General features: G+C 62.5%; 23 protein-coding genes. 15 read left to right on the top strand and 8 right to left on the bottom strand.

The features are described from left to right. Positions 1 to 27 precede the first annotated feature (27 nt). Both phbB and WFP39_RS05010 read right to left on the bottom strand, forming a co-directional pair. Complete coding sequence (phbB, locus tag WFP39_RS05015; RefSeq protein ID WP_336918057.1) at positions 28 to 750, bottom strand: acetoacetyl-CoA reductase; 723 nt, start codon at positions 748 to 750, stop codon at positions 28 to 30. A 128-nt stretch (positions 751 to 878) separates the two neighbouring features. Next, the gene (locus WFP39_RS05010; RefSeq protein ID WP_336918056.1) at positions 879 to 1,640 is read right to left on the bottom strand and encodes a hypothetical protein; all 762 of its coding nucleotides are present in this window, start codon (positions 1,638 to 1,640) and stop codon (positions 879 to 881) included. Between the two features lie 363 nt (positions 1,641 to 2,003). Between WFP39_RS05010 and WFP39_RS05005 the strand changes: the two genes are divergently transcribed. The 5 genes from WFP39_RS05005 to WFP39_RS04985 all read left to right on the top strand — a co-directional run bounded on the left by WFP39_RS05005 (position 2,004) and on the right by WFP39_RS04985 (position 8,259). After that, a complete protein-coding gene (locus tag WFP39_RS05005) occupies positions 2,004 to 2,480 on the top strand; it encodes a DUF3576 domain-containing protein (RefSeq protein ID WP_336918055.1) in 477 nt (158 codons plus the stop codon). A gap of 24 nt (positions 2,481 to 2,504) precedes the next feature. After that, the gene (gene leuS, locus WFP39_RS05000) at positions 2,505 to 5,048 is read left to right on the top strand and encodes a leucine--tRNA ligase (protein ID WP_336918054.1); all 2,544 of its coding nucleotides are present in this window, start codon (positions 2,505 to 2,507) and stop codon (positions 5,046 to 5,048) included. Continuing rightward, entirely contained in the window at positions 5,048 to 5,548 is a 501-nt protein-coding gene (gene lptE / locus WFP39_RS04995; RefSeq protein WP_377923230.1) for an LPS assembly lipoprotein LptE, read from the top strand. The genes leuS and lptE overlap by 1 nt, the downstream gene beginning before the upstream one ends. Further along, the gene (gene holA, locus WFP39_RS04990; RefSeq protein WP_336918052.1) at positions 5,545 to 6,579 is read left to right on the top strand and encodes a DNA polymerase III subunit delta; all 1,035 of its coding nucleotides are present in this window, start codon (positions 5,545 to 5,547) and stop codon (positions 6,577 to 6,579) included. The genes lptE and holA overlap by 4 nt, the downstream gene beginning before the upstream one ends. Positions 6,580 to 6,804: 225 nt before the next feature. Then, positions 6,805 to 8,259 (top strand): exopolysaccharide biosynthesis polyprenyl glycosylphosphotransferase, encoded by a 1,455-nt coding sequence (locus WFP39_RS04985; protein WP_336918051.1) that lies wholly within the window; start codon positions 6,805 to 6,807, stop codon positions 8,257 to 8,259. A 41-nt stretch (positions 8,260 to 8,300) separates the two neighbouring features. Here the strand turns inward: WFP39_RS04985 and fcl are convergent, their stop codons facing one another. Further along, on the bottom strand, positions 8,301 to 9,233 hold the full coding sequence (gene fcl / locus WFP39_RS04980; protein ID WP_336918050.1) for a GDP-L-fucose synthase: 933 nt from the start codon (positions 9,231 to 9,233) through the stop codon (positions 8,301 to 8,303). Further along, complete coding sequence (gmd, locus tag WFP39_RS04975; protein ID WP_377923229.1) at positions 9,233 to 10,303, bottom strand: GDP-mannose 4,6-dehydratase; 1,071 nt, start codon at positions 10,301 to 10,303, stop codon at positions 9,233 to 9,235. The genes fcl and gmd overlap by 1 nt, the downstream gene beginning before the upstream one ends. A 284-nt stretch (positions 10,304 to 10,587) precedes the next feature. On the opposite strand from gmd, the gene WFP39_RS04970 reads away from it, so the two are divergent. Genes WFP39_RS04970 through WFP39_RS04955 form a run of 4 tightly spaced genes read left to right on the top strand, consistent with a single transcriptional unit; the run spans position 10,588 to position 14,875 of the window. Continuing rightward, on the top strand, positions 10,588 to 11,607 hold the full coding sequence (locus tag WFP39_RS04970) for an O-fucosyltransferase family protein (protein WP_336918048.1): 1,020 nt from the start codon (positions 10,588 to 10,590) through the stop codon (positions 11,605 to 11,607). A 39-nt stretch (positions 11,608 to 11,646) separates the two neighbouring features. Beyond that, the gene (locus WFP39_RS04965; RefSeq protein WP_336918046.1) at positions 11,647 to 12,342 is read left to right on the top strand and encodes an FkbM family methyltransferase; all 696 of its coding nucleotides are present in this window, start codon (positions 11,647 to 11,649) and stop codon (positions 12,340 to 12,342) included. After that, entirely contained in the window at positions 12,339 to 13,604 is a 1,266-nt protein-coding gene (locus WFP39_RS04960) for a nucleotide sugar dehydrogenase (RefSeq protein WP_336918045.1), read from the top strand. Before WFP39_RS04965 ends, WFP39_RS04960 begins: the two co-directional genes overlap by 4 nt. After that, positions 13,601 to 14,875 (top strand): glycosyltransferase family 4 protein, encoded by a 1,275-nt coding sequence (locus WFP39_RS04955; protein ID WP_336918043.1) that lies wholly within the window; start codon positions 13,601 to 13,603, stop codon positions 14,873 to 14,875. The genes WFP39_RS04960 and WFP39_RS04955 overlap by 4 nt, the downstream gene beginning before the upstream one ends. Here WFP39_RS04955 and WFP39_RS04950 read toward each other — a convergent pair. Continuing rightward, positions 14,811 to 15,380, bottom strand: a complete 570-nt coding sequence (locus WFP39_RS04950) for a hypothetical protein (protein WP_336918042.1) — start codon at positions 15,378 to 15,380, stop codon at positions 14,811 to 14,813. The genes WFP39_RS04955 and WFP39_RS04950 overlap by 65 nt on opposite strands. Positions 15,381 to 15,606: 226 nt before the next feature. Here WFP39_RS04950 and WFP39_RS04945 point away from each other — a divergent pair, with 226 nt between their 5' ends. The 4 genes from WFP39_RS04945 to WFP39_RS04930 all read left to right on the top strand — a co-directional run bounded on the left by WFP39_RS04945 (position 15,607) and on the right by WFP39_RS04930 (position 20,885). Beyond that, positions 15,607 to 16,356: a polysaccharide biosynthesis/export family protein gene (locus WFP39_RS04945; RefSeq protein WP_336918041.1), complete on the top strand. Its 750-nt coding sequence runs from the start codon at positions 15,607 to 15,609 to the stop codon at positions 16,354 to 16,356. 14 nt (positions 16,357 to 16,370) lie between these two features. Beyond that, entirely contained in the window at positions 16,371 to 18,584 is a 2,214-nt protein-coding gene (locus WFP39_RS04940; protein WP_336918039.1) for a GumC family protein, read from the top strand. A gap of 106 nt (positions 18,585 to 18,690) precedes the next feature. Next, positions 18,691 to 19,914 (top strand): glycosyltransferase, encoded by a 1,224-nt coding sequence (locus WFP39_RS04935; RefSeq protein WP_336918038.1) that lies wholly within the window; start codon positions 18,691 to 18,693, stop codon positions 19,912 to 19,914. Further along, complete coding sequence (locus WFP39_RS04930; protein WP_336918036.1) at positions 19,911 to 20,885, top strand: glycosyltransferase family 2 protein; 975 nt, start codon at positions 19,911 to 19,913, stop codon at positions 20,883 to 20,885. The genes WFP39_RS04935 and WFP39_RS04930 overlap by 4 nt, the downstream gene beginning before the upstream one ends. 18 nt (positions 20,886 to 20,903) lie before the next feature. On the opposite strand, the gene WFP39_RS04925 is transcribed toward WFP39_RS04930, so the two are convergent. Then, positions 20,904 to 22,115 carry a hypothetical protein gene (locus WFP39_RS04925; protein ID WP_336918035.1) on the bottom strand — a complete coding sequence of 404 codons (1,212 nt, stop codon included), beginning with the start codon at positions 22,113 to 22,115 and terminating at the stop codon, positions 20,904 to 20,906. A gap of 216 nt (positions 22,116 to 22,331) precedes the next feature. On the opposite strand from WFP39_RS04925, the gene WFP39_RS04920 reads away from it, so the two are divergent. Together WFP39_RS04920 and WFP39_RS04915 are read left to right on the top strand one after the other, a co-directional pair. Further along, a complete protein-coding gene (locus tag WFP39_RS04920) occupies positions 22,332 to 22,607 on the top strand; it encodes a spike base protein, RCAP_Rcc01079 family (RefSeq protein WP_336918034.1) in 276 nt (91 codons plus the stop codon). Beyond that, entirely contained in the window at positions 22,607 to 24,748 is a 2,142-nt protein-coding gene (locus WFP39_RS04915) for a hypothetical protein (protein ID WP_336918032.1), read from the top strand. The genes WFP39_RS04920 and WFP39_RS04915 overlap by 1 nt, the downstream gene beginning before the upstream one ends. Here the strand turns inward: WFP39_RS04915 and WFP39_RS04910 are convergent. Further along, complete coding sequence (locus WFP39_RS04910; protein WP_336918031.1) at positions 24,745 to 25,323, bottom strand: acyltransferase; 579 nt, start codon at positions 25,321 to 25,323, stop codon at positions 24,745 to 24,747. The two genes, WFP39_RS04915 and WFP39_RS04910, sit on opposite strands and share 4 nt — an antisense overlap. Further along, positions 25,316 to 26,161 carry a sulfotransferase family 2 domain-containing protein gene (locus WFP39_RS04905; protein ID WP_336918029.1) on the bottom strand — a complete coding sequence of 282 codons (846 nt, stop codon included), beginning with the start codon at positions 26,159 to 26,161 and terminating at the stop codon, positions 25,316 to 25,318. The genes WFP39_RS04910 and WFP39_RS04905 overlap by 8 nt, the downstream gene beginning before the upstream one ends. Position 26,162 lies beyond the last annotated feature (1 nt).

Raw genomic sequence — 26,162 nt, 5'->3', positions numbered from 1 at the left:
AGTGCGAAACAGGGGGCACGCCGTCGCTCAATACATATGCTGCCCGCCATTGATCGACAGGGTGGAGCCTGTGATGAAGCCAGCCTCTTCCGAGGCAAGGAACGACACGCCGCGGGCGATTTCGTCGGCATGGCCCAGACGGCCCACTGGGATGCGGGCGACAATCTTTTCCAGCACGTTTTCCGGAACGGCGGCCACCATGTCGGTGTCGATGTAGCCCGGCGCAATCGCGTTGACTGTCACGCCAAACCGCGCGCCTTCCTGCGCCAGCGCCTTGGTGAAGCCGTGGATCCCGCTCTTGGCGGCGGCATAGTTGACCTGGCCATATTGCCCGGCCTGCCCGTTGATCGACCCGATATTGATGATGCGTCCCCATTTCTGGTCGCGCATATGCGGGAAACAGGCCTTCGCCATGTTGAAGCACCCGCCCAGATTGATCTTGAGCACATCGGCCCAGTCGTCATAGCTCATCTTGAGCAGCGTGCCGTCGCGGGTGATGCCGGCATTGTTCACCAGCACGTCCACCGGGCCAACCTCTTCGGCCACGCGGGCACATCCGGCGAGCGTCGCTTCGTGATCGCCCACGTCCCACTGATAGGCGGGGATGCCCGTTTCCTCGGTAAAGGCGCGCGCCTTTTCCGCATTGCCTGCGTAATTGGCCACTACGGTCATCCCATCGGCCTTCAGTGCTTCGCAAATTGCGCGGCCAATGCCCCTTGTTCCGCCGCTGACGATTGCGACACGTGCCATGTGGTTTTGCCCTTTCGAATCAGATGCGACCCTTGCCCAGGCTTTTTCCTAGGGCCGCGCGCGAATCGGGCAAGAAAAAACCCCGCCGGGGCGGGGTTCCTTCACTGGCGGCGCACCGGGGCGCGCGATCAGAAGCGGAAACGCGTGCCCACGTAAACCGCCTGGCTATCCTGCTGGTCCACATTGGGGACGGGCGCGATGCGGTTGCGATCCTGTTCGTAACGCACGCCGGCGCGCACATCCAGATTGCGCGTGAGGCGGTAGCTGCCCGCCACATCGATTCGCTGATCCGCAAGCGATTCAAGCGTTTGCGGGGCAACGGGGGCAGCGCGGCGATCTTCCTCGATCGCGACACGAGCGGCAAACCGGCTCGGCTCCTCGCTGCGCGCAGCGGGGGCATAGGTGGACAGATCGGGGATCGAGGCGTCCGAAAGCGGCTGCGACAAAGCAGGCGCCTGGGCAAAGCTGCGGTAGCCGCGGGCAAGGCCAAGATTATAGCGGGTGGGCGTGATCGCGCTTTCGGCTTCGGCCAGGGTTTCGGCCCGCACGGCGCCGATGGCATTGCGCACCGAAATGGCGCGTGCCGCCTCGCCATCCACGCGGACCACCACGGTCACGGTGCGGTCTGCCGGGGCGTTGATGGCACCTGCAGGGGTGAAACGCATCATGCGCCCACTGCCCACGCTGCGCGATTCGATCATGCGGGTAAGCGCAGGATCGGCATCCGCCGGAGTAAAGGAAGCCATCGTTCCCGGCGTGGCCACGCCGGACGCACCGCCATTCAGCATGCCAACGGCCATCACCGCACTGGGAAGCGCGCCCACCAAGGCGCATATTGCCGCAGCGGCAATCAATCGGCCCTTATGGTTGGTGGTGGCTGTCCTGTTCACAACTTGGCGCCTGCTCATCCCTCTGGCCAGACATTCTGCATGGGCTTGCCTGAACGCAGGCTTAGCCATGCCGAATCGAATCCGGCTATTCCTCCGACTATTTGCGTAGGCCCGCCGCCCTACAAAGGCCAGAGGGCAAAACGCCGCATCGCGCGCTTTTTGCCGTGTGTTGCATCCAGTCAACAAAACGCGGCGTGCGCGGTTCCGATAGGCCGGGCGGCAGCGACCAGTTCAGCGCGGGTTCACGCCCGGACGGGAGATTCCCACCGTTACGCGCACTGCGCCTTGCCGCGCAGCGCTGGAGGGCTATAGAGGCGTTCTGGGTGCTTTTGCGCGCCGCTTTGGACAATTACGGGATTACGCATGGCCATTTCCAGCAGACATACGGGTGTGAACGGCATTTTTTCGGCACGAGGCGCCTTACGCGCGGTCGTACTGGGCGGTGCCGTGCTGGGCCTTGCCGCCTGCGGGGGCGGCGATCGTCGCCCGGTCGCGGATCTGGCCGCGGCGCAGGTGACCAATATCGGGGTCAATTCCTATCTCTGGCGTGCCAGCCTCGAAACGCTCGCGTTCATGCCGCTGACGCAGGCTGACAGCGCTGGCGGCGTGATCGTGACCGACTGGTATGCCAATCCGTCCAGCCCGAACGAACGGGTCAAGGTATCGGTCTCGATCCTTGATGCCGAACTGCGCGCCGATGCGGTGCGGGTTGGCGCCAGCCGCCAGATTTTGCAGGATGGCGTCTGGGTGGATGCGCCGGTGCAGGCTGCCACCGTGCAGCGGCTGGAAGACATCATCCTGACCAAGGCGCGCGATCTGCGTCGCTCGGCCATCGGCTGATCCTTCTAGCCTGAAGATATTGCCATGACCGATCCGCGTTTCGATGTCCGGTTTGATGCCGGGCAGGCCGATGCCCGTTGGCAAGCCGCCTGGGACGAGGCCCGTTGTTTCGAGGCCGATTCCGCCAGCACCAAGCCCAAAAGCTATGTGCTGGAGATGTTCCCCTATCCATCGGGGCGCATCCATATCGGCCATGTGCGCAATTACACGATGGGCGATGTGCTGGCGCGCTACAAGAAGCTGAACGGCTTTGAAGTTCTGCATCCGATGGGCTGGGATGCCTTCGGGATGCCCGCGGAAAACGCGGCGATGGAAAAGGGCGTCCACCCCGCCGGCTGGACGTACGACAACATCGCCACGATGAAGCGGCAATTGCGGCAGCTGGGCTTCGCGCTCGACTGGAGCCGCGAAATCGCCACCTGCGATGCCAGCTATTACGGGCACGAACAGGCGCTGTTCCTCGATCTGTATGCCGCAGGCCTCGTCTATCGCCGCGAAAGCGCGGTGAACTGGGATCCGGTTGATCAGACCGTGCTTGCCAACGAACAGGTCGTGGACGGGCGCGGCTGGCGTTCGGGCGCGCTGGTGGAAAAGCGCAAGCTCAACCAGTGGTTCCTGAAGATCACCCATTTTGCGCAGGATTTGCTGGACGGGTTGTCTACGCTGGAAGGCTGGCCCGAAAAGGTTCGCGTGATGCAGGAGAACTGGATCGGCAAAAGCACCGGCCTGGAGTTTTCCTTCGACCTGTCAAACGGGGCAAGCCTGCCGGTCTATACCACGCGGCCGGACACGATCTTCGGCGCGAGTTTTGTGGCGGTGGCGGCAGATCATCCGCTGGCGCAGGACGTCGCGGCAAGCAATGCGGGCGCTGCCGCTTTCATCGAGCAATGCAAGAAGGGCGGCACCACCGCGGCCGAGCTCGAAACGGCGGAAAAGCTGGGCTTCGATACCGGCATCACCGCCGCGCATCCTTTCACCGGCGCGGCCTTGCCGGTTTACATCGCCAATTTCGTGCTGATGGAATATGGTACCGGCGCGGTGATGGCGGTGCCGGGGCACGACCAGCGCGATTTCGAATTCGCCAGCAAATATGGCCTGCCGATCACCCGTGTGATCGCCGCCAGCGCCGATCAGGCCGATGCACCCCTGACCGAGGCCGAGACGGGCGATGGCATCTGCGTCAATTCGGATTTCCTGAACGGCCTCACCGTTGCGCAGGCCAAGGCCGAAGTGATCCGCCGGATCGAGGGCGAAGGGCGTGGGCAGGGCAAGACCGTGTGGCGCCTGCGCGACTGGGGTGTCTCGCGCCAGCGCTATTGGGGCACGCCGATACCCTTCATCCATTGCGAGGCCTGCGGCGTGGTCCCGGTGCCCAAGGATCAGTTGCCGGTAAAGCTGCCAGAAGATGTGGACTTTTCGGTCCCCGGCAACCCGCTCGACCGGCATCCCACCTGGAAGCATGTCGATTGCCCGCAATGCGGCAAACCGGCGCGGCGCGAGACCGATACGCTCGACACCTTCGTCAATTCGAGCTGGTATTTCCTGCGCTTTGCCAGCCAGCCGGCGGACAAGCCGTTTGACGCCGCCGAAGTGGCGCAATGGCTGCCGGTGGAGCAATATATCGGAGGGATCGAGCACGCGATCCTGCACCTGCTCTATGCCCGCTTCTGGACGCGGGCGCTGGCGCATATCGGCGCGGTCGAGGTGAAGGAGCCCTTCGCTTCGCTGTTCACGCAAGGCATGGTCACGCACGAGACCTACAGCCGCAAGGACGGGGTGCGCGAGATCTATTTCAGCCCTGCCGAAGTCGAGCGCAGCAGCGAGGGCGCGGTGCTCAAGGCCGATGGCTTGCCGGTGCAGATCGGCAAGGTCATCAAGATGTCCAAGTCGAAGAAGAACGTCGTCGACCCGGAAGACATCATTGCCGATTACGGCGCGGATGCGGTGCGCTGGTTCATGCTGTCCGACAGCCCGCCCGAACGCGACCTGCCTTGGTCCGAGGCGGGAATCGAAGGCTGCGCGCGCTTCGTGCAGCGCTTGTGGCGGCTGTTCGGGCAATATGATGCGGCGGCAAGCGGCGAAGACAAGGCGCTGCGCCGCAAACTGCATCAGAGCGTGGCGGCGGTGGCCGCCGATATCGAGGCGCTCAGCTTCAACAAGGCCGTCGCGCGGATCTACGAACTCACGTCGGCCATTGAAAAGGCCGCCCCTTCGGCTGACCGCAACGAAGCGATCCGGGGCATCCTGCTGCTCGTCTCCCCGATGATGCCGCATCTGGCCGAAGAGGCATGGGCCGCGCTGAATGAAAAGGGGCTGGGTGGCACCGGCCTTATTGCCAATGCGGCGTGGCCCGCTGTCGATCCTGCGCTATTGGTCGATGACGAAGTGACTGTGGCGGTGCAGCACATGGGCAAGCTGCGCGACACCATCACCGTGGCCAAGGGCCTGCCCAAGGATCAGCTGGAGGCGCTTGCGCTCGCCAGCGAGAAGGTGCAGCGTTCGATCAATGGCGCTGCCGTGAAAAAGGTGATCGTGGTGCCCGACCGGCTGGTGAATATCGTCACATGATGAAGGCAGCCCGCCTTGCGCTGGCGGCCGGCCTGCTTGCCACGCTGCCCGCCTGCGGCCTGAGGCCCGTTTATGCCGGCGGGGCCAGCGGGGCATTGGCACAGGGGCTGGGCTCTGTCGAAGTCGCGCCGATTCAGGGGCGCGAGGGCTTTCTGGTGCGCAACGCACTGAACGACCGGCTGGGCCACGGCGGGGCGGCGGCAAGCAATCCGCAATACCGGCTCGACGTGCTGCTCGACGACCAGCTCGAAGGGCTGGGCCTGCTGACCGACGATACGATCGGGCGCGAAAGGCGCACCTTGCGCGCGCGCTATCAGCTGGTCGATCTGGCGAGCGGCGAAATTGTGCTCGACGCCACCGCAGGGTCTGATGCGGGGATTGATGTGGTGAGTTCCGAATTCGCCACGATTGCGGCAGAACAGACCGCACTGGAAAATCTGGCGCACCAGGTGGCTGACCGCATTGTCTCGCGCCTGACGCTTACCCTCTCGCAACGATGAAGGCGACACAGGCCAATTTCACCTCGGTCGCGCGCCGCTCTGCAAGCGATATCGCGCTCTGGTTTTTCTGCGGGCCGGATGAAGGCGGCGCTTCGGCTGCGCTTGCCAGCGCCATCAGCCTGCTGCCCGATGCCGGCGAGCGGGTGGAGCTTTCAGGTGCTGATCTGAAGGCCGATCCTGCGCGATTGCTCGACGAGGCGCGATCCACCTCGCTGTTCGGCGGGGCGCGGCACATCGTGGCTCGCGTGGCGGGCGAAGAGGCCGCCAAGGCGGTCGAAACCTTCGTGGAAATGGCCGATCTGGGTGAGGCGAAGGGCGCCTGCCCAGTCTTTGTCATCGCCACCTCGGCCACCGATAAATCGCGCACCGCAAAGCTGCTGATCGACCGGCGCGATGCGCTGGTGGCGATGTTCTATCCGCCCGAACCCAATGACGTGGTCTCCGCCGCCCTCACCATGATGGGCGCGGCGGGCCTTCGCGGCGGGACGCAGATTGCCGAACGGATCGCGCAGGCGGCCGACATGGATCTCCGGCTTGCGCAAAGCGAAATCGACAAGCTGGCGCTGTATCTTGATGCGTCGCCGCTGGCGGTGCGGCAGGTGGAGGATTGCGATCTCGACGCCATCCTGGCGGTGCGCGAGGATGCCGATTATGATCCGCTGGTGGACGCCGTCCTGTGCGGCCATCTCGCCCGCGTGCCAGCCGAAATTGGGCGGATGCGCGAAGTGGGTATCAATCCGCTGGGCGTGGTGCTGGCACTGGAACGTCGCGCCGCCCAGATGGCGGGCTTGGTCGCGCGGCGCCGGCCGGGAATGGATCTGGCAACGCTGATGAATCAGCAAAGGGTGTTCGGCAACCGCAAGGCGATGGAGGCGATGCTGCCGCGCTGGCCCGCGCCCAAGCTGGACCGGCTGATCACGCGGCTGGCTGATCTGCACCGCGCCGTGCTGGCGAACAGCCAGGCAGCCGAAACGATCCTGGCGCAATCGCTTGCCGGAATTGCGCGGTTCGCGGCGCATAAAAAGAGCTGAAGCCGCAACCTTCGGCCTTTCCCGCCGATTCGTGATCCGGGCCTGTTCCAATTTGGTCCGGCGCTGTCAGGCCCTCAGGGTACCGGACCAAGGTGAACCGTGCAGGAAATGCGTCCCCTGCTGAGACACCGTCTTCGCAAATGCAATATCGGCTGGTTGCAAAAGAGTGAATTGGGTATATGGACAAATACCTAGTTCAGGTGACTTGGGGGTATTGTCACAGCAATGGAATTGACTGCCGTACCTTTACGAAATGTCGATTCGCCGGATTCAAGCCTTGCGCTTGCTGATCCGAATATCCCCGCGCCCCGTTATCCTCGCGCTCCTTCACAAGGTCTTGCGCTGTCGCTCGAACGGCGGCGGCTTCAGCTTTACATGGTGATGGTGCTGGCGGATGTCGTGGTGCTGCTTGGCAGTTTCGCCTTGGTCATTGCTTTGTATTCGCCCGTGCAATTCAAGCACGAAGAAATGCTGCCAGCTTATCTGACCCTGCCGCTGTTTCAGACCATTGCCTTTTATAACGCCACCTATTCGCGCGACGGATTGACCCAGTGGCGCATGGCGGCAGGGCGTGCGCTGGCAGCGCTGGCGATTTCGGCGCTGATGTTCAATTTCTTCGCCTTCTTTGCCAAGGCGAATGCCGAATTTTCCCGCGTGGTAGTGATCGCAGGTCTTGGCATCGCGGCGCTTGGCATTGTTCTTCTGCGTTATGCCGTGGCGCGCTATGTGATTTCGCAATGGGGTCCCAGCGCGACCAACCGTCTCTTGATTGACGCCGGCGGCCCCGCCGTGACCATTCCCGATCTTTACCGCGTCAATGCGGCCGAGCATGGCCTGCGACCTGATCTCGACGATCCGCTCGCGCTCGATCGGCTCTCCAAGTATCTGCGCAATATGGACATGGTCATTGTCAGCTGCGCAGAGGAAGATCGGCTTGCCTGGTCAGAGGTGCTGCGCGGTTCGGGCCTGCACGGCGAAGTAATCAGCGAGTTCGCGCACCAGATCGGTGCGCTGGCAATTGCGCGTCACCCCGGTGCCGATGTGACCGCTCTGGTCGTGTCGCGCGGGCATCTCAGCCTGCGTTCGCGCATAGTAAAGCGGCTGTTCGATCTGGTTGTTGCCTTGGCTGCGCTCGCCGTCCTGTCGCCCGTGCTGGCGCTGTGCGCCCTCGCGATCAAGCTCGATGATCAGGGCCCGGTCTTCTTCCGCCAGCGGCGCATGGGGCGCGGCAACCGCTTTTTCGATATCTACAAGTTCCGCAGCATGCGCGTGGAAAAGACGGATGCGGCAGGTCGCCGGTCTGCATCAAAGGATGATGACCGCGTCATCCGCGTGGGCCGTTTCCTGCGCAAGACCAGCCTTGATGAATTGCCGCAGCTTTTCAACGTAATCGCCGGCGAGATGAGCATTGTCGGCCCGCGCCCGCACGCGCTGGGTTCGCAGGCGGGCGAGAAGATGTTCTGGCAGGTGGACCGTAAATACTGGCAACGCCATTGCCTGCGCCCCGGCATTACCGGCCTTGCGCAGGTGCGCGGTCTTCGCGGCGCCACCGATACCGAGCGCGATCTGACCGACCGGCTGCGCGCCGATATGGAATATCTGAACAGCTGGAGCCTGTGGGGCGATATCAAGATCATCTTCGCCACGGTAAAGGTGCTGGTGCACGACCGGGCTTTCTGATCGAAGGGCAGGGCGTTTGCCGGAAAAAGCAGCTCTGACCGCTAATTCAGCGTAGAAAGATAAGCCCGGTAGGCATCGGCGATCCCGTCGCGCAGAGCAATGCGCGGGCGCCAGCCCATCGCGGCGATCATGTCGCCGCTCATTAATTTGCGCGGCGTGCCATCGGGCTTGCTTTCATCCTTGGTGATCGAACCGGCAAAGCCGACCACCTCGCAGACCATCTGCGCCAGCTCGATAATCGGCAGATCGGTACCCGAACCGAGATTGACATGGCTTTCGCCCGAATAGTTTTTCAGCAGGAAGATGCAGCCATCTGCCAGATCGTCCACATGCAGGAATTCGCGGCGCGGCGTGCCGGTGCCCCAGATCTCGATGGAAGGCGCGCCAGCCAGCTTTGCCTCGTGCGCCTTGCGGATCAAGGCGGGAAGGACGTGGCTGGAATTGAGATCGAAATTGTCGCCGGGGCCATAGAGGTTGGTCGGCATGGCGCTGATATAGTCGCAGCCATATTGCCGGCGGTAGGCCTGGCACAGCTTGATCCCGGCGATCTTGGCGATCGCATACCATTCGTTCGTGGGTTCCAGCGGGCCGGTGAGCAGCGCGTCTTCGGGGATCGGTTGCGGGGCGAGCTTGGGGTAGATGCATGACGAGCCGAGAAACAGCAGCTTCTCCACCCCGACCTGCCGCGCCGCCTCGATCACATTGGCCTCGATCATGAGGTTGTCGTAGAGAAATTCGGCCGGATAGGTGTCGTTCGCCAGGATGCCGCCCACCTTTGCCGCAGCCACGATCACCGCATCGGGCCGGTTGGCGGCAAACCATTCGCGCACCAGCGCCTGTTCGCGCAAATCCACGCTGCGTTCGGAGGTGAGCACTTCGCATCCCTCGCCCGCCAGCCGGCGCACAATGGCCGATCCGACCATGCCCTTGTGGCCGCAGACATAGATGCGCTTGCCCGAAAGGTCGTAGGCCATCAGTCAAACCCGGCAATCGGCTCGTTGCGCATCACTTCGAGGTCAGCCAACACCATTTCGCGCGCCAGTTCCCGCACCGGGGTTTCGTGCCGCCAGCCCAGCTTCTGGTGCGCCTTGGACGGATCGCCGATTAGCAGGTCGACTTCGGTCGGGCGGAAATAGCGCGGGTCAACTTCCACCAGCACGCGCCCATCGGACAGGGCATAGCCTTTCTCGTCCACGCCCTCGCCACGGAACTCGATCGGGATGCCCGCATCCTCGAACGCCCAGCGCACGAAATCGCGCACATAGGTGGTCTCGCCCGTGGCGAGCACGTAATCGTCGGGCTCGTCCTGCTGCAACATCAGCCACATGCCGCGCACATATTCCTCGGCATGGCCCCAGTCGCGCTGGGCGTCGAGATTGCCGAGATAGAGCCGATCCTGCCGGCCCAGCGAAATGGCAGCGGCGGCGCGGGTGATCTTGCGGGTGACGAACGTTTCGCCGCGCAGCGGGCTTTCATGGTTGAACAGAATGCCGTTGCTGGCATGCATCCCATATGCCTCGCGGTAATTTACCGTGATCCAGTAGCCATAGAGCTTGGCCGCGGCATAGGGCGAACGCGGATAGAAGGGCGTTGTCTCGCGCTGCGGCACTTCTTGCACGAGGCCATACAATTCCGAGGTCGAGGCCTGGTAAAAGCGGCAGGTCTTTTCGAGCCCCAGAATGCGGATCGCCTCCAGCAGACGCAGCGTGCCGATGGCATCGGCATTGGCGGTGTATTCGGGCGTTTCGAAACTCACCGCGACATGGCTCTGCGCTGCCAGATTGTAGATTTCGGTCGGCTGCACTTCCTGCACGATGCGGATGAGATTGGTGGAATCGGTCAGATCGCCGTAATGCAGGTGAAACCGGCGGTTATCGACATGCGGATCCTGGTAGATGTCCTCGATTCGGCCGGTATTGAAGCTGGACGAACGCCGCTTCACGCCGTGCACCTCATATCCCTTTTCCAGCAGCAGCTTGGAAAGATAAGCGCCGTCCTGTCCGGTGACGCCAGTAATGATTGCTCTCTTCAAAGGGGAAGGCATGAGGTCGTCCTGAACCTTTCTGGTCTTCTGGTCCGGCGTCTTTCCGGCGGCCAATCAGTAGCTTTGCCTAGATAAGCTGGCAATTCGAATCGGGCCAATTTTTGTGCGCTGCGGCAAAAATGGCAGCGACTCCCGGAGTGTGCCGCGCAATAGCGTGAAATGCGGTGCGAATTTTATGCTGCAAAGCCGTTGCCCAGTCTAGGTAAATACCCCTATGACTCGGCGCGAATGAGCAAAAGGCGCAAAAATCCCGAAGCAGCCGCGCCGATGGCAGCAGGTGCAGCATGAACGCCGCTGATCCTGCATCGCAGCGGGCATTGCACCCTGCGCAGCCCGGTGCCTTGCCGCGCGCGCTCGTCGTCAAGGCGAAGGGCGGGCTGGGCAACCGGATGCTTTCGGGCGTCACCGGCTGTGTCTATGCCGACCTGCATGGCCGCGTCCCCTGCATCGACTGGCGTGATGGCATGTATGTGCCGCAAGGCGAAAACCTGTATCCCTTGCTGTTCGAGAGCAGCGCAAGCGGCGATCCCTCGCTCTATGACAGCGCCGATGTGGCGGCTCCCGCCATCTGGTCGGGGCAGATGGATCGCCAGCCGGTGGATCTGATCCGCGCGCATTTTCCCAAGGCGCACCGCAGCCCGTTCGTTTACCGCAAGCTCTGCGTCGATCTGTCCGCGCCCGATCCGGCGGCGGATGTGGCCGTGTTCTGGTCCTACCTCCCCAAAATGCCGCGCCTGGCCGCGCGGCTGGCGCGCGATCCGCGTTTTGCCGGCCAGAGCGAGGATGCGATTGCCGCGCGTTATCTCGACCGGTTTTTCAATCCGGTGGCAGAGGTGCGCGACAGCGTGGACGCGCTGTTTGCCGCCATCGGCAAGCCGGTGATCGGGGTGCATATCCGCTTCACCGACCGCAAGGCCCCGCTGCCCGCCATCCTTGCGCGGATAGACGCCTTGCGCCGCGCCAATCCCGATGCGGCGCTGTTTCTGGCGACCGACAGCCAGGAGGCGCAGGACGCCGTGCTGGCGCGCCACGGCGATGCGTTCTCCTTGCCCAAGACATTGGCGAGTGATGGCGCGGCGCTGCATTTCTCCAGCAGCAGCTTTGCCGATCCGGTGGCCGAGGCGCGCGCCGCGCTGGCAGATATGTGGGCGCTGTCGCGCTGCCAATGGCTGGTGCACAGCCGCCATTCCACCTTTTCGGTCTGCGCCGCGCTGATGGGACGTATTCCGGAAGATCGGCAACACGATGTCGATCGCTTCAACATCAAGGTTGTCACCAAACGCTGGTTCCAGGCCCGTGCCTGAAGTCATGGGGAGGCGGCGCTGTCGGGCATGGGGAACGCAATGCTGGTAAAACTGGGACAGGCATGGCGCCGCGCAAATCGCCTGATTTCGCGCCGCTGGCTCGAAACGCAGATTCGCCCCACCCCTCGCGCCTTGCAGCTGTATGGGCAGGGGCACGCCGCGTGGTGGGTGCCCGCCGATATTGCGCCCGGCTCCATCGCCTATTGCGGCGGGGTGGGACTGGATGCCACCTTCGATTTCGCTCTGGCGGAGGAGAAGCGTCTGGAAGTCCACAGCTTTGATCCCACACCGCGTGCGATTGCCTATATCGAACAGGAAAACCATGGCCGGGTGCATTTCCACCCCTGGGGTCTGCTTGACCGGAACGCGGTGATGCGTTTCCACGCACCCGCCGATCCCCGGCACGTCAATTTCTTTATCGAGAACCTGCACAACACCTCCGACTATTTCGAGGCTGAATGCCTGACGATCGCCACGATCATGCAGCGATTGGGGCATGACCGGATCGACTTGCTCAAGATCGATATCGAGGGGAGCTGGCTGCCCGTGCTGAGCCGGATGCTCGATGACGGGATTCATCCCGCCACGTTGTGCGTCGAATTCGATTCACCCGCGCCGCTCACCCGCGTGCGGCCGATTGTGAAGCGTTTGCAGCGTGCCGGATACACGCTGGTGCGGCGGGACAAGGAGAACTGCGTCTTCCTGCACGACGCAGCAAAGGGACACAGCGCATGAAAGTTGCGATTTTTGGCCTCGGCTATGTCGGATGCACGGCGGCGGGCTGCATTACCGCGCAAGGGCACACGGTTGTCGGCGTGGATGTGTCCGAAGGCAAGGTTGCCGCGATCAATGAGGGCCGTTCCCCTGTGCACGAGCCGGGCCTGGCCGATCTGATTGCCAAGGCGCGCGCCGAAGGGCGGTTGTCAGCGGTGCGCGAGATCGGCGATGAACTGGACGATTGCGATATCGCCATTGTCTGCGTGGGCACCCCCAGCGGCGTCGATGGGGCGCACAATATGAGCTATATCGCACAGGTCACCCGCGCGATTGCCGGCGCGCTGAAGCCCGACCGCGCCGCGCCGCTGACACTGGCCTACCGTTCCACCATGCGCCCCGGCACAACCGAGCAGATCATCCTGCCGATCTTCCGCGCCCGCTTTGGTGACGCTACGGCCAAGGTTGTCGAACTGGTCTACAACCCCGAATTTCTGCGCGAGGCGAGCGCGATCAAGGATTATTTCGATCCGCCCAAGATCGTGCTCGGCACGCTGGATGGGACGCCGTCTGCCAATATGGAAAAGCTGCATGACGGGATCGACGCACCGGTCTTCCATGTCGGCATCCGCGAGGCGGAGATCACCAAATTCGTCGACAACACCTGGCATGCGGTGAAGGTGGCCTTTGCCAACGAAATTGGCCGGGTGTGCCAGAACCTCGGCATTTCCGCGCGGAAGGTGCACGAAATCTTTGTGTCCGATACCAAGCTCAACATCTCGCCCTATTACACACGGCCGGGCGGGGCGTTTGGCGGATCGTGCCTGCCCAAGGATGTGCGCGCCCTGCAGCACATTGCCGCCGATATCGGGGCAAACACGCATCTGGTCGATTCGCTGCTGCGCAGCAATGAGGCGCACAAGCATCACCAGTTCCAGCAGGTCGTGCAGGGGCTGGAACCCGGCGCAAAAGTGCTGCTGGTGGGGCTTGCTTTCAAGGCGGACACCGACGATCTGCGTGAAAGCCCTGCGGTGGACATGGCGCGCAAGCTGCTCGATGCCGGCTACAAGCTGCATGTCTACGATCCGGGGCTGAAGCCGGAAAACCTGGTCGGCGCCAATCTCGGCTATGCCTTCGCCTTCCTGCCCTCGATCGAAAGCCTGCTGGTGGACAAGGCGACCGCCGAAAGCGGTGATTACGCGCTGGCGGTGGCGACCAACCGGCTGGTCGATACGCTCGATCTGGGCGGGGTGTCGGTTGTTGATGTGAGCGCGATTGCGTGACTGGTTCGGCTGACGATTTTGCCTTCCCCACGCGCATTCCCGGCCAGCCGCTGGCGGGCAAAAGCGTGCTCATCGTGGTCGAGAACCTGCCGCTGCCCTTTGACCGGCGCGTGTGGCAGGAAGCCCGCACCCTGAAGGCAGCAGGCGCGACGGTCTCGGTCATCTGCCCCAAGGGCAAGGGCTTTGAAAAAAGCTACGAGGAAATCGAAGGGGTCCATATCCACCGCCATTCGCTTCCCATCGAGGCGGACGGGGCGCTGGGTTTCCTGCTCGAATATGGCGCGGCACTGTTCTGGGAAACGGTTCTGGCGTGGAAAATCTACTTCACGCGCGGCATCGATGTGATCCAGGGCTGCAATCCGCCCGACCTGATCTTTCTCGTGGCGCTGCCGTTCAAGCTGCTGGGCGTGAAATACATTTTCGATCACCACGACATCAACCCGGAGCTGTATGAGGCCAAGTTCGGCAAGCGCGGCTTCTTCTGGCGGCTGATGGTCTTGTTCGAGAAGCTGACGTTCAAATGCGCCGATGTGTCGATGGCGACCAATCAGTCCTACCGCCAGATTGCCATCGAGAGGGGCGGGATGGATCCGGGACGTGTCTTTGTGGTGCGCTCTGGCCCCGATCTGTCGCGCCTCAAACGGGTCGATCCGGTGCCCGCCTGGAAGCGCGGCAAGGACTATCTGGTGGGGTATGTCGGGGTGATGGGCGATCAGGAAGGCATTGACCTGCTGATCGATGCTGCTGCCCATCTGGTGCACGAAAAGGGCCGGCGCGATATCCAGTTCGTCCTGGTCGGTGGCGGGCCGAGCCTTGCAAAACTCAAGGAACTGACCGCGCAAAAGCGGCTGGAGAACTATATTCACTTCACCGGCCGCGCGCCCGATCAGGACCTGTTCGAAGTGCTCTCTACCATGGATATTGGCGTCAACCCCGACCGGGTGAACCCGATGAACGACAAGTCCACCATGAACAAGATCATGGAATATATGAGCCTCGAAAAGCCCATCGTGCAATTTGATGTGACCGAAGGGCGCTTTTCCGCGCAAGATGCCTCGCTGTATGCGAGAGCCAACGATCCCATTGATTTTGCAGACAAGATTGAGGAACTGCTGGCGGATCCCGCGCGCCGCGCAGCGATGGGCGCCTTTGGCCGGAGGCGTGTGGAGACCGAGCTCAACTGGGGCCACCAGATCGCCCCGCTGCTCAGCGCCTATGCGCTTGCTCTCGGCCTTCCTTCACCCGACGCCGGCGCGCGCCCCGCAGGATGAAGACGACATAGGCCACCGCCGCTCCGCCTGCGAGCACCGATAGCGCCCCGTCCAGCACCCAATTCAGGCGGACCGGGCCCCGGTACAGCAACACATCGACCGCGTGCAGCGAGAGGATGCGCAAGGTGTAAAGAGGCGCGAAACCCGCCGTGGCCCAGCACGCAATCCATATGCAGATGCGCGACCGTGACCGCGTTCCTGGCCAACTGCGCAGCGCCAGCCATCCCATTGCGCCGACGACAACGAAGGCGAGGGCTGCCAGCGGTTTCTGGATATCGCGCCGTTCGTCGTAAACACCGCCCGACCGCAGCATATCGCGCATATGATCGCGCAGGATTTCCTCGACGCCTGCAAGTCGCAGGACCACAAATATGCCGAACGCCGCCGCCACCACCAGCCAGACCCTTCGGTCCACAGCGCCCATGTGCAGCCGACCGGCATTGTGCGCAGCAAAAAGCGCACAAGCGGCAACCAGAACATACAGGATAGCGGCAAGGATGGTCACGAAGGGAAGGGCTCCTGTTGGCAGAATTCCAGCCAATCTGATCGCTTGCGTAGTAAAGGGTTGGGCTCAGGACGGAATTGCCCTAAGTGGTTATGCGTAGCAATACAGAACCGTGCCGGCTTGGGGCAAGGAGGGCCTATTGCATTGCAGCATCAAACGTGCTTGGACATCAGCCAAGCAAAATTGCGTAGTTTCTGTTTGGCCGTTGCAAGGGACACCCTATTCGATGAGCGGCAACAGTTTGTGGTACGAAGGGCGGGTATCGCTTTCCATGTTTGATCGACTGATGAAAGCGGCAATGGTCTGTGTTCTGGCAGGTCTTGCCGCAGCCTGTGCCACCGGCCCCAAGGCGATGCCCGGAATGGCCGTGACCAGTGCGGATACCGCCGCGAACCAGCAAATCACCTCGAACGATCGTCCCGCCGCCTACGTGCTGCGCGCCAACGACGTTATCCGCATGAGCGTGTTCCGCGAGGAAGACCTCTCGCTCGACAATGCGGTCATCTCGGCCGAGGGCACGGTGTCGTTTCCGCTTATCGGGGAAGTGCGCGCCGCCGGGCTCACGCTGTCGCAGCTTGAACAGCAGATCGCGACCGAACTTGGCGCGCGGTATCTGCGCAATCCCAGCGTCACGGTGAATATCGTCTCCTACGCGTCCCACCAGGTAACGGTGGAGGGTGCCGTCCAACGTCCGGGCGTTTACACCTTCCTGCCCGGAACCCGGCTGTCAGGTGGCATTGCGCTGGGCGGTGGTGCTGATCGTGTCGCCGCGCGCGAGGAAATTGCGGTGTTCCGCGAAACGCCCCAAGGCATGGAAATTGCCAAGTTCAGTTATTCGGCAATCCAGGCCGGCACCATGCTGGACCCCGTCCTGATGCCGGGTGACCGGATTGTGGTAGGGACCGATGGTCTGTCGCAGTTCTGGCAGGATTTGCTGCGAACCCTTCCCCTTTTCGCCCTGTTCACCCGCTTGTAGGTTGAGGCTCCCCCATGCAGCATAATTCTCCGCAAGGACCGCTTGGCGCTGCGGGCGCCGGCGTTACGGCCTTTACCGAACGCTTCATGCCGGGTGCCGATACGGTCCGTCCGGCAGGCCAACAGGGAACCCTGTTCAACCTGGCGATGATTCGCGCGATGATCTGGCGCCAGCGCCTGATCCTGATTGGCATCGTGAGCGCGGCCTTGCTGGCTGGCTTTGTCGTTACCTTGCTCGCCACGCCGCTTTATCAGGCGCAAACAAGACTCGCGGTTGAGCCGTCCACGTCGGTCATCGTGGAGGGCCAGGAGCTTGCCAATCCCTATTATTCGGGCAGCTTCTACCTGGAATTCATGCGCACCCTGACCGAACGGATACAGAGCCGCGCCATGGCTCTGCGCGTGGTCGACGAACTGAATTTGCAGGATAATCCGGACATCGTCGGCAATGTGGCGGATGCACCACCCGAACGACGGCGCGAATTGGCGGCGGGTTTCCTTCGCGGCGGGGTTGCGGCCGCGATGATTAACAACACCCAGATCATTGAAATTTCGTTCACTTCCACCGATCCGGCCCTGTCGGCGCGGCTCGCCAATGCCTATGCGCAAAGGGTGATGAAGGATGACGTGGACCAGTCCATCGATGCCAATGCCTTTGCCCGGCAATATCTGGAAGAGCAGATTGCCACGGTTCGCCAGCAATTGCAGGATGCCGAAAGCCAGGCGATTGCCTATGCGCGCGGCAATCGCATTATTGGCCAGCCGATTTCCGGTGGTGCAACAGCCGCAGGCGAGACGGCAACGGCAAGCGGCACCGCGCCCACCCTCGCGGCCGGAAATGTCATTGAAGTCAACCGCCAACTGACCGCTGCACGCGCCGCGCGCATCGCAGCGGAGGAGCGTTGGCGCGCGGTGGCAAATGTGCCCGCGACCGATATTCCCGAAGTGCAGCAGAACGGCGCGATCCAGACTCTGCGCGCACAGCTCAATGACCGCAATACGCGGCTTGCAGAGCTGCGCGAAAGGTACCGCGACGATTACCCGCCCGTGCGTGAGCTGCTATCCGAAATCCAGACGCTCAACCAGTCGATCACGACGCTGAGCGCCGAGATCAAGGCCAGCATTCGCAGCCAATACGAAATTGCGCGGCGGCAGGAAGCGGCGCTCCAGCAGGAGCTTGCGCGCGCATCCGATGCCTCGCTGGAAGAGCAGGACCGCCGGGTCGAATTCAACCAGATCGACCGTCAGGTTGCCTCGCTCCAGACGCAGCTGGCCAGCCTGCTCGATCGTTACAACCAGCTTTCCGCCGCGGCTAACCTGCGCAGCTCGCGATTCAGCCTGCTTGACGAAGCAACCGTTCCGCGCGTCCCCTCCTCGCCCAATCTGACCCGCAACCTGCTGATTGCGCTGGTTCTGGGTCTGGCTCTGGCCGTTGCCCTGGCGGTGCTGCGCGAGACGCTGGATGACCGGCTCCGCTCGGTCGAGGATGTGGAAAACAAGCTGGGTCTGCCTGCGCTGGGGCAAACCCCCTACACGCCCGACGAAACCGCGGCAGAGCTGGAGAACCGCTTCAGTCCGATCAGCGAAGCCTATGCATCGATTCGGGCATCGCTCGATTACCGCCTCGGTGTGAGCAACAATCTGGTCATCCAGTTCACCAGTACCCAGCCGGGCGAGGGCAAGACGACCTCCTCGGCCGCGATTGCGACGAAATATGCGGCGATTGGCCGCAAGGTCCTGCTTATCGATATGGATCTGCGGCGCCCCGCTCTGTCCGGAATGTTCGACAGGCCGCGCTCCGATGTTGGCGTGGTGGATGTGCTGCATGGCCGCGTTGCGCTCGAAAACGCGGTGTTCCAGCCGGGCGATGGCAATCTCGACGTCCTGCCGGTGGGCGAGATTCCGCCTTTCCCGGTGGAAATCCTCTCGTCCGCACTTGTTTACGAATTCCTGCAGAAGGCACGGCAGCGTTACGATGTGATCGTGATCGACAGTTCACCCGTGCTGGGTATTGCCGATGCGCCCTTGCTCTCGCGCTTTGTCGATGCCGTGGTCATGGTGATCGAAGCCAATCGCGCCCATGCGCGCGAGACTCGTGCTGCGGTGCGCCGCTTGCAGGATGTGAACGCGACCTTCGCGGGCGCCATTCTGACGAAGTTCCGCGCGCTGGAGGCCGGCCAGGCCTATAATTATCAGTACCGCTACTACTCCTATAGCCGCGAAGATTAAGCGCAGGACGGACGGCGCGGGGCACGGTCATCAGCATGGACCTGAAGCCCGCCCACCCCGTCTTTGGCATGGTGGCGCGGGCCTGCCCCGAAAGGTTCATGTGACCATGCTGAAGCCTCGTCTCGTGCACATTTCGGCCGATTATCCCGATCCGGTCGTGCCGGCCAAGACGGCGGCCATCCGCAATCTTGTTCACCTGATCGACACGCAATTTGCCAATCGCGTCATCTCGCTCAACCGGCGACCAGTGGGGGCCGCGCGTCTGGCAGCGCTGTGTATCCGTGGCTTTGGCACGCCTGCCCTGCACATAGAGGAGCAAGCGTTCCCTGATGGGATCGCGATGGCATACCATGCGCCGGGCAAGGGGATTTGGCATCATACGATGCTTGCCGCGCTGGGCGATGTCATTGCCCGGCGCGTGGAGGCGAGCGGCGGCGCCGATCTGGTGGTGGGGCACAAGCTGACGGTCGAAGGGATCGCGGCTGCGCGGGCATCGCAGCGGTTGGGCATTCCTTTCGCGCTCACCATTCAGGGCGACACCGATACGAAGATCCTGGCGGCGCGCCCGGACCTTCGCGCGCGGTTTGCCCGGATTTTTCACGAGGCCGCGCTGGTGTGTTCCTTTGCCCCATGGTCGCTCGCGGCGGTGGAAAACCTGCTGGGCAAGCGCCACGGGCCGGTGTGCATCTTGCCCTGCCCGACCGAACTCGACACGCTCTTGCCGCCCCGCATCGTGCCGGATTCGCTGCTGTCGGTTTTTCATCTTGCCAGCCATCGCCGCAAGAATCTGGCGGGCATGGCGCGTGCGCTCGACCGCGCGCAAGGGCAACGGCCGGAACTCGCGCTTGCGGTCGTGGGAGGCGGTTCGGCAAGCGATCAGGCATCCGCACGGGCAGCCGCCGGCGCGGTGCAGGGTTTGGCCTTCGAAGGCCCCTTGCCGCGCGAGGAAATGGCTGCGCGCATGAACCGGGCGACCGGGCTGGTGCTGCCTTCGCGGCGCGAAACCTTCGGCATGGTATTTGTCGAGGCGTTGTTTGCCGGTTGCCCGGTGATCTATCCGCGGGGACGCGCGATAGAGGGCTATTTCGAGGGCGCGCCCTTTGCGATCGCGGTCGACCCGCATGATCCCGCGGAGATTGCGAGCGCCATGCTGCATCTCGCCCGCGAGGAGGCGGGAATCAAGGATGCGCTGGCCCAATGGCAACTCAGCGGCGGCGCCAGCCGTTTCACGCGCAAGGCCATCGGGGCGACATATGCCGGGGCGCTTTCCGCGATGTTTTCCGGGGTGCTTGACGCATCGTCTGCGTACGCATCACAAGGTGTAGCATGACGACCTCTCCGGGCGCAGAAGCCGCGACAGACGCGCCGCAGGTTTCCATCCTGATCGTGGCCTATAATTCGCGCGCTACGATCCGGCGCTGCATCGAGGCAGTGGCGCTTGGCGCGCAGCGCATCCCGGTCGAAATCCTGCTGGTGGACAATGGAGAGGACGGGACCGGAGAGCTGGTGGCGCAGACATTCCCCCATGTCCGGGTCATTGCGGGGCAGGGGAATATCGGTTTTGCCCGCGCGAACAACCTTTTGGCGCCCCATGCGCGAGCGCCCTATCTGCTTCTCCTCAACCCCGATTTCTTCATGATGGAAGGCGCGGTTGATGCGCTGATGGATGGCGCGCGGCGTTATCCCGATGCAGGGGCATGGGGCGGCGTGTCGTACGATGAGCGGGGCGTGCCGGATACCAGCAATTCGATTGCCATACCCACGCTGCGTCAACTGGCAAGCGCAGCGATTGGCCTGTCGATTGCGGGGCGCGCCGTCCCTGACCTCTCGCGGGACGAGCGGGTGGATGTGCTTTCCGGCGGGTTTGTGATGCTGTCACGCACAGCCTGGGACCGGGCCGAGGGCTTTGACGGCCGCTTCTTTCTCTATTGCGAGGAAGTCGACCTGTTTCAGCGGCTGCGTGCGATGGGCTATCCCTTGTGGCGGCTTGCCGATGCCAAGGGTGAACATATGATCGCGCACGGGCAGGGTACATCGCCGCGCCGGCTCCTCTATATGACCACCGGGATCATGGAATATGTGCGCAAGCATTGGGGATTTCCGGGCTGGCTGGTGGGCGCGGGGCTGATCTGGATTGCGGCGGTTGAACGCTATCTTGCCGGCAAGCTGCTGGGCCGGCGCAATACTCGGCTGGCAAAGCTGGGCGAGGCCTACCGCGTGATTGCACGGTGGCCGCATCTGTGGGTGCACGGATACGATCCGAAGAAGGGGTTGCTGACCAGGCAATTGCCCCACCTGTAAGGTGGGTCGGTCCTGCGTTCACCTCGAAGAAGTGGGACCGGGCTGATCGGTTCGCATGGTTCCAAGGCTGACCGCGATCCCGATAAGCGCAAAGAACCACAGCTTGGCCGACAGCCACACCGACACGGAAAAGATGCCGACACAATAAACGCCCAGAGCGATTCCGACACCAACCAGCAGCCGCCGGTCGACAAGCGGCAGCCGCGTGGCATTCGTGCTTATCTTTACCAGCGCATAAGTTACCACGCCAAGGAACAGAAACAGCATTACGAAGCCGTGCTGCATCGTAAGCAAAAGCCAGTAATTGTCGATCGAATCCCTCATCCAGCGCGGCCGCACCCAATCATTGAAACCGATGCCCCACAGCGGATTGTTCATCACCGATTCGGTGCCCCAATTCCAGATCAGCACGCGGTTATAGCTGGACCCCTGGTTGAACGCGGCATACCGCATCACGAAGCGGAACAGCCCGGACTGGGAAAGTATCTCAATCATCAGGGCCGATGCGAATAGGGCGAGCAGGAATATGCGCCAGCTCAGATTGGCAATCTGTTCGACCAGCCAGTTATAGGCAATCAGCACGATGCTGATCGCCAGCGCGACGAATGCGGCCGAACTCCATGTAAAGATGCCGCTGAATGGCGATAGCAGCCCCACCCATTTCGGCCAGCCGCGAAGGCCCGACAAGACGTAGATCGGCAGAAAACTGCTCATGATGACACCGGCAAGGATCGGATGCGGGAAAGGCCCAAGCGACCGCAGCAAGCCGAAGCGGAAGATGTTCTGCGGCGGCCTGCCGATACCGGTCAGCGCAAAGGCCGCTTCCTGCATGAATGGCGAACCCAGGATGGATTCAGCCGCGATGATGAAGCCGGTAATCCCGATACCAGGAGCGATGATGATGAGAAAGACGCGCAGATCCCTGGGCGACCGGATAAGCGCGCGGCCGACGAAGTAGGACAGCGCAATATCCAGAATCTGGCTGACCGTTCCGCTTACGGCGGTTGCGGCATCCATGGTCACGTAAAGCGACAGGTAAGTCCAGACCATCATGCCCAGGATCAGGCCATCGGGCCAAAGGAACCGCACCGCACCGCGCAGATAGGCAGACAGCGCCCAGAATGCGCCCAGCATGACGCCAATGCGCGCCGGCGTGATCAGGAAACCACCCAGTTCGGGGTTGAACTGGTGGGGCATCAGGAAAAGGTAGAAAATGATGGCAAAAGCCACCGCCCCTTTGGAGGAGTCGGGAGCCGAGGACACTGGCCTGATGCCGGGTGGATTATGCGCGAAAGGCACCGTTGCCATATTATGGCCCATCTGTCTGAAACACTTTTACCTAAACTTCCGGCCCGGCAAAGGATAGCAAAAAGTGCGATTTTCCTTTCCTACAGGCTTTCGCAGCGAACAGGCATCCAGTCCCTTTTTGCAGCCAAGAATTGGAACATGACGATGCTCAAGGATGACTTCCAGGCTTTCGCGGATTCGCCCATGGCCCCTGCCACGCAATGTTTTGCCATTACCCCGGACGATGTGGCTGAATTACCGCGGGCGACCAAGGCAATCTATATCGGCTCTGCGGGTGATGTGGTGCTGCGGGCGCTGAATGCAGCGGACGATGTCACATTCCGCAACCTTGCCGCCGGGTCTGTGCTGGATGTGCGGGCGCGTTTCGTGCGGGCCAGTGGTACCACGGCAACCGACATTGTGGGCATGGCCTGATGGGGCGCCTTGGCTTTGGATTTGGGGCGAGTCGCGGAGCAGCCAGCCTGCCGCCGGGCACGGGTGCCGGGCTGATGACGGTGGTTGAGCCGGGTGTGGCGTGGACGGGTATCGAGGGAAGCGGCTTTGCGACCTTGGCACCTCCCACCGATCCGGCGCGTGTCACGGCCAAGCCCGCGATCCGCCTCATCACCCCCCCGCGCCAATGGTTCACCGATCGCCAGCTTGTGGGCGTGGTGGCGATGGCCAACGACAACGGCACCCTGATGAACAATCTGGGGCTGGAAAAGGTGGTGCTGCATTATGAAGGCAACAGCGCGGACGTGCTGCACCCAACTTTTCAGACCTTCCGCGACGCGAACGGCATCCCGCGCACCTATTTCGGGTGGTGGGCCTGGCTGCAACATGACGGGCGCAACGGTTTCGGCCATGTCTATTTCGAAGCCATTCCGCGCGATACCACGATGCAGCGCCGTGTTATCGGACCGTTCCTCTATGCCGCGCAGCCTGCCAAACACCTGATCGAATTGCAGGTGGCACCCAGCCTTCCGGAAATCCCCGGCCAGCGGTTTCAATCGCTCAATGCCGCTTCGGCGTGGTGCAAGGCCAACCCGGTGATCGACAAGAACCCGCGCATCACGATTATGGAGCCGGGCCTTTACGAGATGCTGGAAAACACTGGCGGCAGCCGCACCACGCACAAAGGCTATATCACCGTGGAGGTGGCCGAAGGCGTGGAGGCCAGCATTGGCCGGACCGAATACACCACCGACACCGACGCCAAGATACGCAACAACAGCTTCCCTTGGTGCTTCCGTGGCGCAAACCTGACCATTGACCTGCACCGCGTCACCGAACTTACCGGCACTACCATGGCGCTGGGCGACGGGATGCACTGGCTTGACGGGTGCAGGCTGACCAGCACCAGCCCCGAAGGCCGTTACGAGATGCAGCGGGGCGGGCCGATCCATGGAAACGGCGGACGCATCCTCAGCAAACCCTGGATGACCGAAGTCGAGGTAAGCCATATTTCCGGCGCGTTCATTGGTGCATCGCTTGCCCGCGGCTGCACCGCGAACAGCATCACCTATGACATTGCGGCAGGCGTGCGGGCCTGCATTGATTGCGTGATTACCGACCATTCCACTGCGTTCTATTATGTCGATCACCCCATGCTGGAAGTCACCTATACCGGCAGCGCATCCACCGCCACGATCCGCCGCACGGGTGGTGCCGATGCCAATGGCGTGACTTTCTGGTTCGAGTGGGGCGGGCAAACGCGCAGCTTCGTGACCGGTTCAAGTTTCAACTATTACACGCGCGAAGTCGGCGACGGTTACAGCGCCACCGATCTCGTCAATTGGATCAACAGTGAGCTGGCTGCGGTCGATCCGGGTTGGAGCGCCACGCTTACCGCCGATCCTGACAAGCAGGACTGGCGGGCTGCGCGCATCTCCACTGCTGGGCGTCCGTCCAGCGCCTTTGACGCCACCAACGTCAAGAATACCACCGTTGGCCTGTTCACCCGCTTTGCGCGCCACTCCGACTTCTTCCAGCACGCCACCGGTCTGCTGGAAAACATCGTGTTCTGGGGCAATGTCTGTGACGGGGTAGAGGTTCAGGCGTTCTTCCTGGGGCCGATTGCGCAGAACGGCGTGCCGGGCCAATCCTATGACATGATGTTTGTAAACAACATCGTGCGCCAGAACAGCAATGATGCCACCGCGCTCAGCCAATATGGCAAGGGCGGCTGGACGGGCGGCCACCTTGTCTTTGTTCACAACACCATGGTGAACCAGAAGCTGGTAATGCGCAGCGATAGCACGAACTGGGACATTGCCGGTTATGCCTTGACCGCGTGCAATGCGCTGGAAGGCTTCGCGTGGTTTGGCGGTGGCGTGCCTGATCCGGACATGGTGGTCAAGGACAACCACTTCCACGACGGGCAGATCAATTTGAGCGGGGCGGCAGGAACAAGCGCGGGCGGCAACCCGGAAACGCTTTTCGGCAATTATCTGGCCAGCGACTTCCGCCCAGCCGGCCTGTTGCTGGAAAACCTGAAAACCCCCGTCGTGCCGTATGACCGCACGCATCTCAAGCGCGCGGAACTGGCTCCGGCCGGCGCATTGACCCAGGTCTAGGCTGATCCGGCAATCCTGCGCTCGCCCACCACCCGGGCGGGTGATCCGGCGGCGATCGTCATGGGTGGTATCTCTCCCTTGACGATCGCCCCCGCGGCGATGATCGCCCCGTCGCCAATGCGTGCACCCGGCAGGATGATGCAGCGCGTGGCCAGCCACACATCATTGCCGATCACGATATCCGCCTCGTTCATCGGTTGGTCGGTTACGGGCGATCCGTGATTGTAATCATAGCTGGCCGCCGTCACCATTACTTCAGGGCCGAACAGCACATCGTCCCCGATGATGATCCGCCCGGTGGACGGGCCGGCCCACAAATGGCAGCGCGATCCGATCAGCACGCGGTTGCCGATCGTGATGCGTTCGGCATTACTGAACACAGCATCGGGGCTGATGCCCGGATCGCTCCCCAGAGTGATGTGCCGCAGCGGCGCGACATGCATGTAATTGTGATAATTGACAATCTTGAGCAAATGAAGCCATGCGCGCGGATCGAGGATCGAACGCAGCAGGCGGGTGCCACGTTGCCCTTTGCCAAGCTTGCGTTTGTGCGCGCGCATATCGCCATCAGCCATTTGCCGGCCCCTTTTGCGTTTGCGCCCATAATTGCAGATCGTGCGCGTAATGGCGCGCCACAAAGGCGCGCACACGGGGCGATTGCACCAGGTCGCGCAAGGCGTCTCCCCTCTCCCGGTAAAGCGCGCCGCGCAGCCGCCTCTTCACCGCCGCCGGCAGCATCGCCTTGGCGGCGCGCGTCGCGCCTTCGCTGGCGGTCATCACCTTGTGCAGCATCTTGAAGCGGTGCGTTTTGGAGGTGTTCTCACGCATCAGGTGAAACGGGGCAATCGCAATGCCATGTGGCGCAAAATGCGCGGCCATGGCGGCGTGGAACTGAACCATCTGGTTCATGCCGTAAACCTCCCGCACGATCCTTCGCCCGTCCAATGCGATATAATCGGCCTGCGGCTGAAAGTGCACGAAATCGAAGGGCAGATCATTCCCCGATGCCAGCAGGTCATCGAGATGCGCCAGCGCCTCTTCCAGAGCATCGGCAATACGGGCCGGCGGAAGGTCCTCCACCGCCAGGCCGTGAAACTGTTTGAGCCTTTGCGACAGCGCGGAAATCAGCCGTTCGTGCGGATCGCGGATCACGGCAAAGGAACGGCTGGCTTCAACGCGCGCCAATTCGGCGGGAAACCAGCGCTGCACCTGCGCCAGCGTCAGGTGGTGGAAATCGGCAAAGGGCGCGCCGGGCGCAGGCGCATAGGTGAAGGGGCGGGTGGGGTGCGCATCCAGGCCGCGCGTCATCACCTCCTGTCGCTCGTCAAATTGTTCCAGCGCGGCGCGCACCGTGGTGCCCGCACATTTGGGGATGTGGATGAAGGCAAAGCGGTAGGTGTCGCTGACAATCACG

The organism is Alteraurantiacibacter lauratis (assembly GCF_037154155.1).
GTDB classification, from domain to species: Bacteria; Pseudomonadota; Alphaproteobacteria; order Sphingomonadales; family Sphingomonadaceae; genus Alteraurantiacibacter; species Alteraurantiacibacter lauratis.
The sequence above is the reverse complement of the archived record's forward strand: the minus strand, read 5'-3'. Positions and strand labels throughout refer to the sequence as shown.